Genomic DNA, 16,155 nt, shown 5'->3' with positions numbered 1-16,155 from the left:
CGCACCGGCTGAACCGAAACCGGCAGCCAATCGGGCGCAACATGTAATGGAAACTGGCATATCGGCACGGGCGAATGCAATATGCGCGCCTTGTCCCGGTAATCTCTTGATCCGACTGATCGCCGCACGTTGGTTCGCTCAGTGGGACAAAGACCTGTCGGATATCAAGCGGCATGTCTAGCCACGCCAAATCCCGCCTGGCGCGCCAGCCTCAGGGAAAGAGGCGCATCGAAGAAACCCGCCGGACTCTGGACAGCAAGCCATCAAATTGTCGCGCTCGCGTGCAACCATTCCGCTAGTGGCGGATTCCCCGCCCGATGGAGATGGCGACAATGAACATTGAAATTCAGCAACCACAACCCTTCGACCTCGTCGGACAGGAAATCCTGATCGCCGGCAATGCAGTCGGCTTCGAATCGCACCTTACCGTCACCGTCAGCGAAGGCCATGACGAGGTTGTCGGAGCGGCGACCGCCGGCTCCACCTCGATCCGGCAGTTTCAGGCAAGCATCTTCATCCCCGACAATGTCGGCTTTACGCTCAACCGTCTGTTCGTCACTGTTGCCGACGACAGCGCCGGTGGCGAGGGCGGCATCCCGACGGTCACCGTGCCGGTGCTGTACGGGCCGATGATCCTTCCCGGATACACAGGTTACTTCCAGCACGAGGTGGCCGCCGGGGACACGCTGACCGCAATCGCCCAGCACTACTACGAGGGCAGCTCGGACTGGCAGCCGATCATGCAGGCAAACCAGCACATCATCGCCAACCCCGATCTGATCTTTCCCGGGCAAGTCCTGCGCATCCCGCGCAATGTCTGACCCCGACCGGTCACGCGCATTTGATTGACAGGGCCGCTACATTACACCGATGTAATGCGGCGGACAGGCAAACGTCACATTCGATTCCGACATTCAGCTTACCGAAAGGGGGTGAATGTGATGGAACATAAGAACGCACGTTATTCCCATTCTTCGACCGTGGGTTTTGACAACATCAACGACCACATTCCGCCGAGGCGGACGAAGAACGGCTGGTGGCAGAGCACATACAAGAGGCTTGTCCGGGCCATCTCCGGCTCCAGGTAAGGCCAGCTCGAATTGCCAGCCACAAATAAAAACCCCGCGACCAGGTCGCGGGGTTTTTCGATTATCCAATAGGCTTGCCGCAGGCTTTGCTCAACTGTCGGCGCGCACCACCGCGTCACCCTTGTCGGCGAGCGCCTTGAGGTCGGCGGGCTTGAGTTCGACGGACTCGCCGCATCCGCACGCCGAGGTCTGGTTCGGATTGTTGAACACGAAGCCGGACCGCAGTTTGGTCGTCTCGAAATCCATTTCTGTTCCAAGCAGGAACAGCACCGCTTCGGGCGCCACATAGACTCGCGCGCCGTCCTTTTCGACCACGTCGTCCTTGTCATTGTGCGCGGCGGCGAGGTCGACCGTATATTCCATGCCCGCACAGCCGCCCTTCTTGATGCCGATGCGCAGACCGACGGCCGGCTCCTCGGACGCCGACACAAGGTTTTTGACCCTTTCGGCTGCCCGGTCGGTCATTGTCATGACTTCAAATCGACCCATCGTTCATCTCCAAGCCCGCGGCGTTCCTCGGTGCGGGATGTCTTTTTCAAAAGGATAGCGCCCGCGGGTAAACAATCAATCAGTACCAGCCCACGGCAATCTGCGCTTCTTCCGACATGCGGTCCGGTGTCCAGGGCGGATCGAATGTCATGTTGACTTCGACGCCCGACACGCCCTCGACGGAACTCACCGCATTCTCGACCCATCCCGGCATCTCGCCGGCCACGGGACATCCCGGTGCCGTCAGCGTCATGTCGATCTTGACCATGCGGTCGTCCTCGATATCGATCCGGTAGATCAGGCCGAGCTCGTAGATATCGGCCGGGATTTCCGGATCGTAGACCGTCTTCACGGCCGCAATGATGTCGTCCGTCAACCGGGCGAGCTCTTCGCGCGGTATGGCCGATGCGGTGAAGGTCCCGCCCTCGCCGTTTCCGCTCATCTGTACATCGTCACTCATCGATCCTGTCCCGGTTCTGCATCAGGCGAAAAAGTCGCGTGCCTTGAGCAGCGCATCGTAAAGCGCATCCACCTCGGCGCGCGTATTGTACATGCCGAACGAGGCGCGACATGTCGAGGTCACGCCGAAGCGCCTCAGCAGCGGTTGCGCGCAGTGGGTTCCAGCCCGCACCGCGACGCCGGCCCGGTCGATCACCATCGAGATATCGTGCGCATGAATGCCTTCCATCTCGAACGAAACGATCGAACCCTTATCCGGCGCTTCGCCAAATATACGCAATGAATTGATCTTACTCAATTTTTCATGTGCGTAGCTTCGCAAATCGGCTTCGTGAGCTGCGATCCGCTCGCGGCCGACACCTTCCATATAGTCGAGCGCAACGCCCAGTCCAATAGCCTGCACGATCGGCGGCGTGCCGGCTTCGAAGCGGTGCGGCGGATCGTTATAGGTGATCACCTCTTCGCTGACGTCGAAGATCATCTCCCCGCCGCCCTGGAAGGGACGCATCCGTTCCAGCATCTGCTTCTTGCCGTAGAGCACGCCGATCCCGGACGGACCGTAGACCTTGTGGCCGGTAAAGACGTACCAGTCGCAATCGATGTCGCGCACATCCACCGGCATGTGTACGGCGGCCTGGCTGCCGTCGACGAGCACCGGAATGCCGCGCTCACGGGCAATGCGGCAGACTTCCTTGATAGGCACCACGGTGCCAAGGACGTTGGACATGTGCGTGATGGCGATCATCTTGGTGCGATCGCTCAACTGCGCCTCGAAATCATCGAGATGGAACTGGCCCTTATCGTCGACCGGCACCCATTTGATGACGGCGCCCTGGCGCTCGCGGATGAAATGCCAAGGAACGATATTGGAATGGTGCTCCATGATGGTGAGGACGATCTCGTCGCCCTCGCCGATCTCCGGCATGCCATAGCCGTATGCGACGGTATTGATCGCTTCGGTCGTCGACTTGGTGAAGACGATTTCCTCGGCCGATTCCGCGTTGAGGAAGCGTCGGGCCTTCTCCCGCGCTGCCTCGTAGGCGTCCGTGGCGGCATTCGAAAGAAAATGCAGGCCGCGGTGCACATTGGCATATTCATGCGAATAGGTTTCCGACACCGCATCGATGACGACCTGCGGCTTCTGCGCCGACGCGCCGTTGTCGAGATAGACGAGCGGCTTGCCGTAGACCTCGCGCGACAGGATCGGGAAATCCTTCCGGATGGCCTCGACGTCGTAGTCGCCGGTCTTGCCGATAACGGTCTGCGAAAGCTCAGCCATGATTGTCCAGCCAGTGTTCAAAACGGGCTTCGAGCGCATCGATCAGCGCCTCGTCTTCGAGCTCCTCGACGATTTCGGCGATGAACGCCTTGACCAGCATGGCCCGGGCCTTCTTTTCGTCAATGCCGCGGGTCTTCATGTAGAACAGGTGGTTCTCGTCGATATCGGTGACCGTCGCGCCGTGCGCGCACTGGACGTCGTCGGCGAAGATCTCCAGCTCCGGCTTTGACGAGAATTCGCCGTGATCCGACAAAAGCAGCGTGTTGCAAGCCATGCGCGCGTCGGTCTTCTGGGCGATCTGCGCCACCCGGATCTGCCCCTGGAAGACACCGCGTGCCCGGTCGAAGACCACGTTGCGGAATGTCTCGGTGGAGACGCAGTCGGGCACCAGGTGATCGAGCGTCATCGTCACGTCAGTATGGCTTTCGCCGCCGAGCAGGTTGACGCCGCGCAACTGGAGATCGGACCCCTCGCCACGCGCCTGGATGTGGATTTCCTGGCGCACCAGCGCGCCGCCGGAATTGGCGACGAAGAGCGTCAGCTTGGCGCCCGCACCCAAATCGATGTTGATCTGGCCGAAATGGGTATCGGACAGCCCGCGCTCCTGGGCGATGATCCAGACGATCTCGGCGTTGTCTCCAACCCTCAGGTCGGTGATGGAGGAAACAAGCGCGCCGTCATCAGAGGTCGAGACATGCCGTTCGACAAAGGTCCCTTTTGCGCCTTCACCGATCGTGACGGGAAACCGGGCATGTGCCTGACCGCCGCCCTGTACCATCTGGATCTCCAGCGGATTGGCAAGTTCAGTGCCGGCGGCAATGTCGAGGCAAAGGCCGTCGCGCGCCATCGCGCCGTTGAGCCGGCCGATCACGTCGTCGGCGCTCTGCAGGGCCATGCGCGGCGCGGCGCTGCCGTTGCTCAAGGCTTCGCTGTAGTGACTGACGGCAACGCCGTCGGGCGCGGCGGTCGCGTCGGCCACGGCCAATACGGTCGAGCCGTCAAACAGCGGTTCCGCCGGCTTGACGGCGGCGCCGTCGTCTTGCGGAACGGATTTCAGCAGGCTGCGTAGGTCCGTATAGTGCCAGGCCTCGACACGGCGTGTCGGCAGCCCATCCCGCTTGATGTCCTCGATATAGCCGTCGCGGATCGCCGTGATCGCCTGGTCGCCCGGCAATGTGCCGAGCCGGTTGACGAAACTGTCGACAAGTGCCTGTTCCGCGGCTGTGATCGGTCTCTTGCTTTGCATGTTCATTACAGAACCTTCTCAACCAGCCGGGATCAGGCCGCTTCCTCGATGATATTGGCGTAGCCGTTGGTCTCCAGCTCCAGCGCCAGCGCCTTGTCGCCGGACTTGATGACCTGGCCCCTGTAGAGAACGTGCACCGTGTCGGGCACGATGTGCTCGAGCAGGCGCTGATAGTGGGTGATCACGACGATTGCCCGGTCCGGCGAACGCAGCGCGTTGACGCCGTCCGACACGATCTTGAGCGCGTCGATGTCGAGCCCGGAATCGGTCTCGTCGAGAACGCAGAGCCTCGGCTGCAGAAGCGACATCTGCAGAATTTCGGCACGTTTCTTCTCGCCGCCGGAAAAGCCGACATTGAGCGGCCGCTTGAGCATGTCCATGTCGATCTTCAGCTCGCCGGCGGCTTCGCGGACACGACGGATGAATTCCGGCGTTGTCAGTTCCTCTTCGCCATGCGCCTTGCGCTGCTCGTTCATCGCGACCTTCAGGAACTGCATCGTCGCGACGCCGGGAATTTCAACCGGATACTGGAAAGCCAGGAAGATCCCGGCTGCCGCACGTTCGGCCGTGTCCATGTTGAGGATGCTCTCGCCCTCGTAAAGGATGTCGCCCTCGGTGACCTCGTAGTCTTCGCGCCCTGCCAGCACATAGGAGAGAGTCGATTTGCCGGACCCGTTGGGTCCCATGATCGCGGCGACTTCGCCCTTTTTGACCGTCAGGTTGAGGCCGCGGATGATTTCCGTTCCGTCTTCCGCAATGCGTGCGTGCAGGTTTTTGATTTCAAGCATTCTTCTTCGTCCAAATGTTGTGATGATCGGCTCAACGGCCGGTTCATTCCCGTCGCGGTTCCGCGCTCCGGATGTCGATCAGCCGACGCTGCCTTCCAGGCTGATGCCGATGAGCTTTTGCGCCTCGACCGCAAATTCCATCGGCAGTTCCTGGATCACTTCCTTGACAAAACCGTTGACGATCAGGGCGATGGCCTCTTCCTCCGGAATGCCGCGCTGCATGCAGTAAAACAGTTGGTCCTCGGAGATCTTCGACGTTGTTGCCTCGTGCTCGAACTGTGCCGTGGCGTTCTTGGCCTCGATATACGGCACTGTGTGCGCTCCGCAATTGTTTCCGATCAGGAGCGAATCGCACTGTGTGAAGTTGCGCGCATTGGCGGCGCGGCGATGCGCCGAAACCTGGCCGCGATAGGTGTTGTTGGAACGTCCCGCCGAGATGCCCTTCGAAATGATGCGGCTCGACGTATTCTTGCCCAGATGGATCATCTTGGTGCCGCTGTCGATCTGCTGGCGGCCGTTGGAGACCGCGATCGAATAGAATTCGCCGCGCGAATTGTCGCCGCGCAGGATGCAGGACGGGTACTTCCAGGTGATCGCAGAACCGGTTTCCACCTGGGTCCAGGAGATCTTGGAATTGGCGCCGCGGCAATCGCCGCGCTTGGTGACGAAATTGTAGATGCCGCCCTTGCCGTCGCTGTCGCCCGGATACCAGTTCTGAACGGTCGAATACTTGATTTCGGCGTCGTCCAGCGCGATCAATTCGACCACGGCCGCGTGCAGCTGGTTTTCATCGCGCTGAGGGGCTGTGCATCCCTCAAGGTAGGAGACGTAGGCGCCCTCCTCGCAGATGATCAGCGTGCGTTCGAACTGGCCCGTGTTCTTCTCGTTGATACGGAAATAGGTGGACAGTTCCATCGGGCAGCGGACGCCTTTCGGAACGAACACGAAGGATCCGTCGGTGAAGACGGCGGAGTTCAGCGTCGCATAATAGTTGTCGCTGACCGGAACGACGGAACCCAGATACTTGCGCACGAGATCCGGGTGCTCGCGGATAGCCTCGGAGATCGACATGAAGATCACGCCCGCCTTGGCCAGTTCCTCCTTGAAGGTGGTGACGACAGAAACCGAATCGAACACCGCGTCGACGGCGACCTTCGATTGCTGGACGCCCGCCAGGATTTCCTGCTCGCGCAGCGGAATGCCGAGTTTCTCGTAGGTCGCCAGCAGTTCCGGATCGACTTCGTCGATCGTCTTCGGTCCGGTCTGGTTCTTCGGCGCCGCGTAATAGTAGATGTCGTTGAAGTCGATTTCCGGATATTCGACCCGCGCCCATGTGGGCTCTTCCATCGTCAGCCAGCGGCGATAGGCGTCCAGGCGCCATTCGAGCATCCACTCCGGTTCATCCTTCTTTGCCGAGATGAATCGGATGATGTCTTCGTTCAGCCCCTTCGGGGCCTTGTCCATTTCAATGAGTGTTTCGAAACCGTATTTATACTGGTCCACGTCGATCTGGCGGACCTGATCGATCGTCTCCTGCACAGCAGGCATTGGCGCTCTCCAATCTCGCCGGGGTCAAGGTCCGGCAGTTGTCAACGTCATATATGGTCAGCTCGGCTCCGGCGCCTCGCTAGTCCGAATTTAGTGTGCCGGAAATAATATTTCCATCACCTGCGCCAGCTTGTAAGCCGTATTTTGTAACTTTTCTAGACTAGGGCTTCGTTTTCTTTCGTATTTTTCTCACGTTTCGCGTTGATTTTGTCGAATACGCTCAGGAATCGGTCAATATGCTCATGCGTCGTTTCGACGCCGATACTGACGCGAATCCCCCCGAGACCGGCGTCCTCACCCATCGCCTGAAGCACGTGGCTGGGGCCGACCTTGCCGGACGAGCAGGCCGAACCGGCCGAGACAGCGGCACCCTCGAGATCAAAGGCGATCTGGGCCGTTTCCGCTCTCAGGCCCGGAAGCGCAAAGAAGGTCGTATTGACGAGTCGCGGCGATTCGGCGCTGTATATGATGCAGTCGGCAGCGCGCGTCCGGACACCGGCTTCCAGCATGTCGCGCAGTTCGGCGAGTTGCACGGCCCTTTCTTCAAGGCCTGCTAGTGCGAACTCAGCGGCGGCGCCGAAGCCGGCGATGGCCGCCGGGTTCTCAGTGCCGGAGCGATGGCCTTTTTCCTGCCCACCGCCCGGGATCAGCGGTGATGGCATCATGATCTCTCCGGCGCAAACCAGGGCGCCCGCCCCTTTCGGGCCGCCGATCTTGTGCGATGACAAAAGCAGGAAGTCCGCACCAAGCGCTTCGATGTCGATCGGCATGCGGCCGGCGGCCTGAACGGCATCGACAACCAGAACCGCGCCGTGCTCCCGGGCGATCGCCGAGGCCCGCTTGACCGGCTGCAGCACGCCGGTTTCGTTGTTGGCCAGCTGGATCGCCACCATGGCAAGCCCGGCGGATTTGTCATGGGCCTGCAGATGCGCGGCAAGACCGTCCAGGTCGACGACGCCCTGCCCGTCAACGTCAAGCCGGGTCACCCTGTCCGGCGCAAACCGCCCGCCGCAAAGCATGCACGGATGTTCAACGGACAGAACATAAAGATACGCGATGCGCAGGTCCGACCGACCCATCTTGAAATGCGGGGTCAGCACCGTGGCCGCGGCTTCCGTCGCGCCGCTGGTGAAAATGACCCCGGCGCTGCCGGCTCCGGCCAGCGCGGCCACCTGTCGGCGCGCCCGGTCGATCAGCGCCCGGACCGCACGGCCTTCCGCATGAACCGAGGAGGGATTTCCCACCAGGTCGAGGGCGGCCGACATGGCATCGCGCGCGGCGGGCAGCAGCGGCGCCGTGGCGTTGTAGTCCAGATATATGCGCGACTTGCTCATCGAACCGCCGTTCAGCGTTGGCTCATTTTTCTTGAAATTCCGGATACCGATGCCTTATGACACGACGTTATATCCGGAAGGATAATGAAAAACCAATTCGAACCTTTCTAAATAGAGTTGGTGGAACCGCCTGCAAAGCCCGCATCGCGCCACGTTCCGCCGCCACTCGATGTTGAGCCGGAGACGCAATGCCCGAAGTCATATTCAATGGTCCCGCAGGACGGCTGGAAGGCCGCTACCAGCCTGGCAAGGAAAAGAACGCGCCCATCGCCATCGTGCTGCATCCGCATCCGCAATTCGGCGGCACGATGAACAACCAAATCGTCTACCAGCTCTTCTACATGTTTCAGCAGCGCGGTTTCACGACGCTGCGTTTCAACTTCCGCTCCATCGGCCGCAGTCAGGGCGCCTTCGATCACGGCACCGGCGAACTCTCCGATGCCGCCGCCGCGCTCGACTGGATCCAGAGCCTGCATCCCGACAGCAAGAGCTGCTGGGTCGCCGGCTATTCATTCGGCGCCTGGATCGGCATGCAGCTTTTGATGCGGCGGCCTGAAATCGAGGGCTTCATGTCGATCGCCCCACAGCCGAACATCTACGATTTTGCGTTCCTGGCCCCCTGCCCGTCTTCCGGCCTCATCATCCATGGCGACGCCGACCGGGTCGCCCCGGAAAAGGATGTGCAGGGCCTCGTCGAGAAGCTGAAGACGCAGAAGGGCATCTTGGTCACGCAGAAGATCATGCCGGGCGCCAATCACTTCTTCAACGGCATGGTCGACGAACTGGTCGATGAATGCGCCGATTATCTGGACCGCCGGCTGAACGGGGAACTGGTCCCCGAACCGGCGCCGAAACGCATACGCTGACAAGCGGGAGCCAGTCATGAACACCAGAGCGCGGTTCGGACACATAAGGTCAGCCGCGCTCTTTTGGCTTCTCGCCGTGTCGTTGGTTGTCGCGCCGGCAGGTTCAGCGAACGCATTCAACGCGCCCGATTCCGTCACGATACCGGCTGGCCCCTTCATCATGGGATCCGACGCCGAGGAACGCGAGACCGCCTACCGGCTCGACGAGGCGGCCTACGGTCACAGTGTCACACGCGAGCGCGGATGGTACGATCATGAACGCCAGCGAAGCGTCGATCTCCAAACCTATCGGATATTCAGCACGCCGGTCACCAACGCCGACTATTCGCTGTTCCTGAAGGAGACCGGTCACCCGCCGCCGTCCGTCGGGCGCGAGGAATGGGACGGCTACGGCCTGATCCACCCCTATGAGCGGGCCCGGCCCTATATCTGGAAATCGGCGGAGCCGCCCACCGGCAGGGAAGATCACCCGGTGGTCATGGTCAGCTACGACGACACCCTGGCTTATGCCTTTTGGCTGAACGGCAAGACGGGCGCAAACTGGCGGCTTCCGACCGAGGCCGAATGGGAAAAGGCCGCGCGTGGTCCGGATGGAGCCTATTTCCCTTGGGGCAACGACTTCGATCCCGCCCTGCTCAACAGCCACGATGCCGGCCCGTTCGCGACGATGCCGGTCGGCCGTTTCCCGGACGGCGCCAGCCCGTACGGGCTGCTCGATGCCGCCGGGCAGGTCTTCGAATGGACCGCGACACCGGCCGGCGAAGGCCGCCACATCGTCAAGGGCGGCTCGTGGGATGACAAGGGATGCGGCGTGTGCCGGCCGGCGGCCCGACACAGCCGCCCGGATTCGATCAAACACATCCTCGTTGGTTTCCGCCTCGTCAGCGACTAGTCGCTCGCTTCTGCCCGGGCAACGCCGTGATGCCGCCGGTCACCGGCTTCCTGCACCCGGTGGTGGTCGGCCAGCTCAACGCAAGACCGTAGTGCGACCGGATCGCGAGATAGGCCCAGGCCTCGGCTTCGATCGCGTCGCCGTTCAGACCGATCTCCTCCGCGATGAGTACCGTGCCGCCGTCCGGCGCGACCAAGTCCGAGAGGTCGCTCATGATCATCCGGTTGCACCGCCCGCCGCCGCATACGATCCACGTTTTCGGCGCCTCCTTGAGCGGCTTGACGGATTTGAGGATCGCCTCAGCGGTCAGCCGCGCCAGGCTTCGCGCGCCGTCTTCCAGGGTTGCCGCGGCGGGGTCCGGCGGCAGGAAATCGTTGCGGTCGAGCGACCGCCGCGAACCGTCGTTGAAGAACTCGTTCTGCAGGTAAGGCTCGACAAGCCGGCGCAGGACCTGCCCTTCGCTGGCGATTGCGCCGCCCTGGTCGAACGGTATGCCCGCCTTGGTCTCGACCCATTGATCGATGAGCGCATTGCCGGGCCCGGTATCGAAGGCATGCAGGGTTCCGTCCCCACCGACCAGCGTGACGTTCGAAATGCCCCCGATATTGACGAAGGCGACCGGACCGGGCCGGTCAATCGATGCGGCCAGGGCGCCGTGATAGGCCGGTGCGAGCGGTGCGCCCTCGCCGCCGCTTTCCATATCTGCGGCCCGCATGTCGCAGACCACTGGCGTCTTCAACTCGGCGGCGAGCACTTCCCCGTCGCCGATCTGAACGGTAAGACCTCTTTCGGGACGGTGAAGAACGGTCTGGCCGTGGAAGCCGACGAGATCGATCGAATCCATAGCGATATCGAACTGCAGCGAATAGGAAGCGACCGCCTCCGCATGGAGCGCAGTGAGCTCCGCCTCGAGGTCGGCCAACGCGCCGGGCCGCTCGTCGCGCCGAACGATTTCCTTTGCCGTTTCAAGCCCGTCCGCAAGCCGGCGCCTGAACGCGGGACTGTAAGGTACGGTCAGAAACGGCCCGCGTTCGGCGATGGCCACGCCATCGCTCCTGATCAGCGCCACATCGATGCCGTCCATGGACGTGCCGCTCATCAATCCGATGGCGGTCAGCACTCCGGAACCTCTCTCCAAATCCGTCATCAGCGCTTCCGATCGCTTCCATTCAAACAAATGGCGTGAAATCTCTGATAAAGGATGATAAACGCGCCGCCGAACAGACAGCAAATACGCGTCCGCTCGCCGGATGCCGAGGGAAAGAAAACATGTCCGCCTTCAAGTCCGATTTCCTTCACACGCTCAGTGAGCGCGGCTTCATCCACCAGACGTCGGATGACAGCGGCCTCGACGCCCTTTTGCGGAAGGAATCGGTGACGGCCTATATCGGTTTCGACCCGACTGCATCGAGCCTGCATGCCGGCTCGCTCATCCAGATCATGATGCTGCACTGGTTCCAGAAGACCGGTCACCGGCCGATCGCGCTTATGGGCGGCGGCACCGGCATGATCGGCGATCCGAGCTTCAAGGACGAGGCCAGGCAGTTGATGACCCCGCAGAAGATCGACGAGAATCTCGCCGGTATTCGCAGGAATTTCTCCAACTACCTGAATTTCGGCGACGGCCCGACGGACGCCATGATGGTCAACAATGCCGACTGGCTGATGGACATCAACTATGTCGAGTTCCTGCGCGACGTTGGCCGGCATTTCTCCGTCAATCGCATGCTGACATTCGATTCCGTCAAGTTGCGTCTCGACCGGGAGCAGTCGCTGTCTTTCCTCGAATTCAACTACATGATCCTGCAGGCCTACGATTTCGTCGAACTGAACAAGCGCTACGAATGCCGGCTGCAGATGGGCGGTTCCGACCAGTGGGGCAACATCGTCAACGGCATCGATCTCGGCCACCGCATGGGAACACCGCAGCTCTACGCGGTGACTTCGCCGCTGCTGACGACGTCCTCCGGCGCGAAGATGGGCAAATCGGCGAGCGGCGCGGTCTGGCTCAGCGCCGACCTGCTCAGCGTCTACGATTTCTGGCAGTACTGGCGCAACACCGAAGACGCCGATGTCGGGCGCTTCCTGAAGCTTTACACGGTCCTGCCGATGGATGAGATCAAGCGCCTCGAGGCGCTCGGCGGCACCGAGATCAACGAGGTCAAGAAGGTCCTCGCAACCGAGGTGACGGCGATCCTGCACGGTCGCGCAGCGGCCGAGGAAGCTGCCGATACGGCCCGCAAGACGTTCGAGGAAGGAACGCTGGCCGAAAACCTGCCCGCCGTCGAAGTGCCTGCTGCGGAACTCGGCAACGGCATCGGCCTTCTCAGCCTGTTCGTCACCGCGGGACTTGCCGGGTCCAACGGAGAGGCGCGGCGTCACGTCAAGGGCGGCGCGGTGCGCATCAACGACGCTCCGGTGTCCGACGAACGGCGCGTCGTCGGCGAAGCGGACCTGACCGATGACGGGGTCGTCAAACTGTCGCTGGGCAAGAAGAAGCACATGCTGGTGCGCCCGGTCTGACGGTCGCTACCGGTCCGCATCTAGTCTGAACTAGCGGGTTTCCGTCCGGAAATTATATTTGCCTTCAGCCCCCGGGCCGGCGCCGTCGCTCCGGAACTGGAAGATCTGCCGGAAGATGCCTGGCGCGATGATCGAGATCGGATTGATGGTCAGGATCGGATCGTCCAGGCTTCCGGTCAGCCGGAAGGTAATGCCGATCAGCCCCCTGTCGCGGCCGTTGCCGAGGATGATGCCCAGCACCGGGATCTCGCCGAAGATCCGGTTGAGCCCGTAGGCCGGCATGAATGTCCCGGCAATGTCCATGCCGGTCCTGGAATCGTAGACGGCACCCTGGAACGCGAAGCCGACCTCCGGTCCGCGGGCGATGCCGTCGCCGAGGCGCAGGTAGCCACGGCCCATGTCGACCCGGGCAAAGGCGTGATGGAAATGCGCGCGGCTGACATCGATTTCGCGGCGGACTGCCTGGTTGAGGCTCTCTCCGCCCTGCGGACTGGACGAAACCAGCTTTTTCAGGTGCTCGTCATCGACCACGCTGAAGTCGTTGACGTCCACCGTCCCGATATAGGGACCGTTTCCGGCCTTGGTGAGCTGTATGTCGAGGGCACCGCCCTCGATCTTGTCGTAGATATCCGCAAAGCGTGCGACGGCTCCCGCGTCGTCACTCGTAACCGTGAGGATCAGGCCTGAACCGTCATGCTTGCCGACGGCCGCGATCGATCTGCCCCCGGCGGTCGTCGCCTTCAGGTCGAGACCCAGGATCGTGTTTCCCTTGCCGGTATAGTCGAACCTGAAGTTCTGCAGGGCCTCGCCTCCGAAGCCGTTGGCCCGGTCGGCCCTGACCCTGAGATCGACCTTGTGCGTGGCCGCGGGTTCCTCCTCACCTTCGGTTTCTGCGATGAGGTGCTTGATCGAGGATCTGAGATCGACGGCCTTGCCCGCGATATCGACATGATAGGTCCCGTCCTTCAGATCGATATTGACGGCAAAGCTGTCGTCGCGGCTCAGCGACGCCCTGGAAACAACCGCGCTGATGAGTTCGCCCTTCGAGAATTTGAAGTCGCCGAGCAGTGAGAACCCCTCGCCCTTGATATCGAAATTCCTGATGTCGAAGGCTTCCGGAACGCCAAGCCCGCGAACCTCATCCGTATCCGGCTCCGGCTCGGCCTCCGCCTGCTCCTGTCCCGTTTCGACCGGTATCATCTCGAACGTGGCCGTCGCCTTGATGCCCTTTCCCTTGGACCATCCGATCCACGGCAGGATCAGTTTCGACTCCGTGAAATCGGCATCGACGATCTGGCGCCCGTCCCCTTTGAGCTTCGCTGTGAGGAAGACCGTGCCTTTCACCATCTCGTTCAACTGCGGCGCAAAGGTCGCCCTGTCGGCTTCGGTCACCTGCATTTTCACGACACGGTCGGATTCCACACCGTCCTGTGGATCCAGCGGCTCCGTGAACTCAAGATGCGATCGCAGGCCGTTCAGATCGGCATCCGCGTCGATCTTCATCGTCGTCGTGTCGACATGCATCTTTCCGGTCGCGTTGGTGACTTTGACACCGTCCACCTTCGGCCCGATGCTGACATTGTCGAGATCGAGCTCGACGTTCCAGTCCGGGTCGGGCGGGTTCTGATCCTGTATGAGACCGAATGCGACCTTTACATTCGAGGTCACCATGCCCTCGAAATCCTCCGGCTTGTACGGAGTGCGCTGCAGCGCATTGATCGGCCGGTAGGAAATCAGTTCGGCAACAGCCGCTGCCTCACCGGCAACGTGGATGTCGAGACTGGCCATCAAGGGATGCGCGTCCGTGTGATCGATCACAAAAAGCCCGTCCGACACGTTCACGCTTCTTCCCGACGGGAAATACGAGGCTCCCTTGTCGATCTTCAGCTCGAGATGTTGGCCCCGGAGCGTCAGCAGGCCGTTCGCGTTGCGAACCGGCGGAATATCGCCGGCCACGTCGAAGCGCGCATTTTCGATGTTGAAATCGATCTGCAGCTGATCCCCGCTCAGGTTGAGCGGATTGGGCAGCACCTCGGCCATGCGGCCTTCGGGAATGAAGACCCGGATCGCGCCGTCGCTCACGGTTCCGCCGAATAGGTTCTCGAGCACCCAGTTGCGCGCTTTCTTCGCGATCCAGTACGGCCAGAGCTGCTTGACGGATGTCGTATCCATCTTTTCGATATTGGCGACGAAACTGATTTCCGGACTTGTATCGGAGAAGCGCACGCTGGCCGAGGAGAACATCGAGCCGGTCCTGCCCGAAACGATGAAATCGTCGACATAAAGGCGCCGTTCGGAGCGCACGAAGCGGGCAAAGGCCTTCATGGCGACGTGGACCGCCGGCTCGCTTGAATCGGTGGGCGCAACCACGGCATCATCGACCAGAAGGTCTATGGCAAAGCCCCGTTCGCTTTGTCCCGGCAGGTTTTGCAGATCGATGATGCCGCCGTTGAAACTGTAGGAGGAGGTGCCGATATCAAGCCGCGAGGGCTCGATTTCCAGCTTCTTGTGCGCCGCGTCCAGCGCCAGGTTGATATAGCTCGGATCGAGCACCGCCGCGACACCGTCCATGAAGAGCTCGCCGGCCGACAGCTTCAACTGCGCCTTGGCCTCCAGTTCGTTTTCCGCGTCGCCTTCCAGCGCCGAGAAATCGATCTCGACGGCGCTTTCCATCCGAAACTTCTGACGCGGGTTTCCGGAAAGGCCCCTGACCAGTTTGCCCAGGTGCACGCCGTTGATCTCAGCGCCAAGCTGCATGCGTCCCCCGGCGTCGATTTCTGGCGCGGCGCGCGCCTCGACGCTGATATCCTGACCGGCATGGGCGAGCTCGGCGCTGATATCGAGGCCGTCATCGTCCGTCCCGGTCATCTCGGCGGAAACGATTGTTATCGGAACGCCCGCGTTCCCGACGCCGGCTACCGTGGTATCCGACAGGAATATCCGACGCGTGCCCAAACGCCGGAGAGCATCGGAGGACAATCTAATGAACGCCAGTCCGCGCGCGGTCATCGGCTCGAGATCGGCGATCTCGAAAGGCTCGGACCGCTCCGTCCTCGCATCGGCACCCGACGAAACCAACGGCGCATTGACGAAGCCGCCGTCGACCGCGACATGGGATATCGAGAATTCGCCCGACAGCAGCGGCATGACCTTGAGCGCGATGCGCACCTTTTCGGCGCGCACGACCTCGCCGCCGCCCTGTGTCAGTTGCAGTCCCGCCTCGCGCGCTTCAAGCGCGATCATTCCGTGTTTCGCCAGTCGGACCCGGGTGCTTTCGACGCTTGCCTTATATCTGTCGCCGACAGCCTCCTGCAGCAACATCTGCGCGCGACTGTTCAGCGGGCCGTCGAAGGCACCGACCTCCAGCAGGAGAAATGCGCCCAGAACCAGCAAGACGACCAGTCCGGAGGCGATCGCGACGCTGCGGACACAAAGCCGCAGCAGCCCCATCGGACGTCGAGCCTGCACTGCTACGTGGCTTTCGACATGCTCAGGCGGCACGTCATCCGGCAGAAAAGTTTCATGCCGATCCCGATTACCGTGTCCGCCATCATTTTCCGTCATGGAATGCGGTTCCGTTGCCACGCTCGCTTGCCGCCCGTCTCGCGCGATCATTGCGACGGAACTGGACGACTCTTGTCCC

13 protein-coding genes are annotated in these 16,155 nt (G+C 61.6%); 4 read left to right on the top strand and 9 right to left on the bottom strand.

The genetic code is table 11. From position 1 onward, the window contains the following. Positions 1-332 precede the first annotated feature (332 nt). Positions 333-821: a LysM peptidoglycan-binding domain-containing protein gene (locus E4M07_RS05355; protein ID WP_136657225.1), complete on the top strand. Its 489-nt coding sequence runs from the start codon at positions 333-335 to the stop codon at positions 819-821. Between the two features lie 357 nt (positions 822-1,178). Here E4M07_RS05355 and sufA read toward each other — a convergent pair whose 3' ends face one another. The 7 genes from sufA to E4M07_RS05320 form a co-directional block, all read right to left on the bottom strand. Next, positions 1,179-1,577: a Fe-S cluster assembly scaffold SufA gene (gene sufA, locus E4M07_RS05350; RefSeq protein ID WP_136657224.1), complete on the bottom strand. Its 399-nt coding sequence runs from the start codon at positions 1,575-1,577 to the stop codon at positions 1,179-1,181. Positions 1,578-1,656: 79 nt separating this feature from the next. Continuing rightward, on the bottom strand, positions 1,657-2,037 hold the full coding sequence (locus E4M07_RS05345) for an SUF system Fe-S cluster assembly protein (RefSeq protein ID WP_136657223.1): 381 nt from the start codon (positions 2,035-2,037) through the stop codon (positions 1,657-1,659). 21 nt (positions 2,038-2,058) lie between these two features. Further along, complete coding sequence (locus tag E4M07_RS05340) at positions 2,059-3,315, bottom strand: cysteine desulfurase (protein WP_136657222.1); 1,257 nt, start codon at positions 3,313-3,315, stop codon at positions 2,059-2,061. After that, a complete protein-coding gene (gene sufD, locus E4M07_RS05335) occupies positions 3,308-4,567 on the bottom strand; it encodes a Fe-S cluster assembly protein SufD (protein ID WP_136657221.1) in 1,260 nt (419 codons plus the stop codon). Before sufD ends, E4M07_RS05340 begins: the two co-directional genes overlap by 8 nt. A 26-nt stretch (positions 4,568-4,593) precedes the next feature. Next, positions 4,594-5,349 (bottom strand): Fe-S cluster assembly ATPase SufC, encoded by a 756-nt coding sequence (gene sufC / locus E4M07_RS05330; protein WP_136657220.1) that lies wholly within the window; start codon positions 5,347-5,349, stop codon positions 4,594-4,596. A gap of 78 nt (positions 5,350-5,427) precedes the next feature. After that, positions 5,428-6,897 (bottom strand): Fe-S cluster assembly protein SufB, encoded by a 1,470-nt coding sequence (gene sufB / locus E4M07_RS05325; RefSeq protein WP_136657219.1) that lies wholly within the window; start codon positions 6,895-6,897, stop codon positions 5,428-5,430. Between the two features lie 155 nt (positions 6,898-7,052). Beyond that, positions 7,053-8,231, bottom strand: a complete 1,179-nt coding sequence (locus tag E4M07_RS05320; RefSeq protein WP_136657218.1) for a cysteine desulfurase family protein — start codon at positions 8,229-8,231, stop codon at positions 7,053-7,055. A 188-nt stretch (positions 8,232-8,419) separates the two neighbouring features. Between E4M07_RS05320 and E4M07_RS05315 the strand changes: the two genes are divergently transcribed. Both E4M07_RS05315 and E4M07_RS05310 read left to right on the top strand, forming a co-directional pair. Then, a complete protein-coding gene (locus tag E4M07_RS05315) occupies positions 8,420-9,097 on the top strand; it encodes an alpha/beta hydrolase (protein WP_136657217.1) in 678 nt (225 codons plus the stop codon). Positions 9,098-9,113: 16 nt separating this feature from the next. After that, positions 9,114-9,989 carry an SUMF1/EgtB/PvdO family nonheme iron enzyme gene (locus E4M07_RS05310; protein ID WP_136657216.1) on the top strand — a complete coding sequence of 292 codons (876 nt, stop codon included), beginning with the start codon at positions 9,114-9,116 and terminating at the stop codon, positions 9,987-9,989. Here the strand turns inward: E4M07_RS05310 and E4M07_RS05305 are convergent. Next, entirely contained in the window at positions 9,979-11,136 is a 1,158-nt protein-coding gene (locus tag E4M07_RS05305) for an anhydro-N-acetylmuramic acid kinase (protein ID WP_136657215.1), read from the bottom strand. The two genes, E4M07_RS05310 and E4M07_RS05305, sit on opposite strands and share 11 nt — an antisense overlap. Before the next feature lie 122 nt (positions 11,137-11,258). Here E4M07_RS05305 and tyrS point away from each other — a divergent pair, with 122 nt between their 5' ends. Beyond that, positions 11,259-12,512, top strand: a complete 1,254-nt coding sequence (gene tyrS / locus E4M07_RS05300; RefSeq protein WP_136657214.1) for a tyrosine--tRNA ligase — start codon at positions 11,259-11,261, stop codon at positions 12,510-12,512. Between the two features lie 30 nt (positions 12,513-12,542). Here tyrS and E4M07_RS05295 read toward each other — a convergent pair whose 3' ends face one another. Further along, positions 12,543-16,076: a DUF3971 domain-containing protein gene (locus tag E4M07_RS05295; RefSeq protein ID WP_169054094.1), complete on the bottom strand. Its 3,534-nt coding sequence runs from the start codon at positions 16,074-16,076 to the stop codon at positions 12,543-12,545. Between the last annotated feature and the right edge of the window lie 79 nt (positions 16,077-16,155).

Source organism: Nitratireductor sp. XY-223, assembly GCF_004959855.1.
Classification (GTDB): domain Bacteria; phylum Pseudomonadota; class Alphaproteobacteria; order Rhizobiales; family Rhizobiaceae; genus Hoeflea_A.
The sequence above is the reverse complement of the archived record's forward strand: the minus strand, read 5'-3'. Positions and strand labels throughout refer to the sequence as shown.